Here is a 1,632-nt window from a genome sequence, read left to right on the forward strand (position 1 = left end):
TATATTTATGCCGTCTTTAACAGTGTTTTCATAATGGCTCATGAAGCTGGCTCCTGATTTACTTACTAAAAGTATAGCTATATTTACCAAGTATGATACATAACATAAAATACAGATTTTATGAATCAAATTTGAAGAAATGAATCCTAAAATAACAGATACAATTACAGATATTGATGCAGCAGAGAAGATATAGCTTTTAGGATTTTTAAAGTCTTTTAAAAAAGGTAAATTGAAATAAGGGATGAGAGTTACTTTTAATACCCAAATGTAGAAAAATAAGCCATAAACGGATAAAGGGATACCCAAAAAGGTCGAGAATTCGGTTCTTGCTACAGCATCACAGTCTATAGTACTATTTATTGCACAGAAACTAGGAGCTGATCCGGGAACGAAATTTGCGTTGTAGTAAACGTAGGTTAATTCCAGTGATATTGCAATACCTATTATTGCAAGTACAGGCAGTAAAAAGCGTAAAATCTTACCATTTAATCCAGCATTTGACATAGAATTATCCTTATTGAATTTTATAAAATTACTTGCACCATCAGAAAATAATTTTCCTAATCAATCTTAATGATAGCACAGGAAATGAGTTTGGAGAAAAGATTTTATAATCAGCAAAAATGTCATCTCGAACCATGTGCTGAACTTGTTTCAGTATTGTTTCGGGATCTATCCGGTTGACAACATTGGTAAGATGCCGGATCAAGTCCGGCATGACAATATGGATTCATCCCTAAATATTCACCACTTATTTTTTCACCATCACCAAGATATTAAGAGCCTATCCGAGAATTCAAAAAATAATGTTTAGAGATTGCTTCACAAGATAAATTTTAAAAAATATCCCTGCTGCAGAAATTTAAGAAAATATAAAACAGTCTAAACGGTCGGCTGCATTATGAGTTGAGTAGATAAAGTCCTGTATTTTTCTTTTAGTTTTTCCAATAGAGATCATTGTATGCTGTTTAATTGCAGACAGGAAGCCATAAACAACACAAATTAATCCTATTCTATTATTCAATTTCCTCCAGGATCTAACAAGCATTTTTTCCAAGCCCAGCTTTTGTTTTGCCTCTCTGTGAAAGACTTCACATTCCCACCTGTCAAGATAATCCTGTTTTAAATTGCCATCTGAGTTTTCAAGGTCATTGGTTACAATGTAATATTCTTCATTTTGGAGCCAAAATCTGAGTATTTTTACATTTTGTTTTATTCCTTGAAGCTCACAGATTATACTTTCTCCATCATTTAATCCTAATTCTTTTAATACATAACGTTCTCCATTAATAAACACTATCCTGTTGTTCTCAACTCTTGTAATAAAGATGTATTCATTATCCATTAACCATTTAAGATTTATCTTTGAATTAAAAAATGCATCAAAAATCACCTTTTTTACGGGGATTCCATTCATTCCATAATATTGAAGAAATTCTATAAGCATTTTGGGCTTTTTCTTGTATTCATATTTATTTGTAATTTTTGAACTGCTCCAAAACTTGAATTCAAGAGGATTATAGATTTCTCCATTCGTAAGATATAACCCTACTACCTCATTATTTGGAACTCTTTCCATGTTTGATATATCTACAAAACCTTCTTTAGTTATTCTGTTCTCTGCATACT

Annotated in this window: 2 pseudogenes (both cut by a window edge); both read right to left on the minus strand. The window is 31.5% G+C overall.

What is annotated here, in order from left to right:
* Window positions 1-507: pseudogene (locus tag A2255_11035) on the minus strand (hypothetical protein) (it extends 54 nt beyond the left edge of the window).
* A 358-nt stretch (window positions 508-865) separates the two neighbouring features.
* Window positions 866-1,632: pseudogene (locus A2255_11040) on the minus strand (hypothetical protein); it runs 298 nt beyond the window's last position.

The sequence above is a fragment of the Candidatus Melainabacteria bacterium RIFOXYA2_FULL_32_9 genome (assembly GCA_001784615.1).
Classification (GTDB): Bacteria; Cyanobacteriota; Vampirovibrionia; order Gastranaerophilales; family UBA9579; genus UBA9579.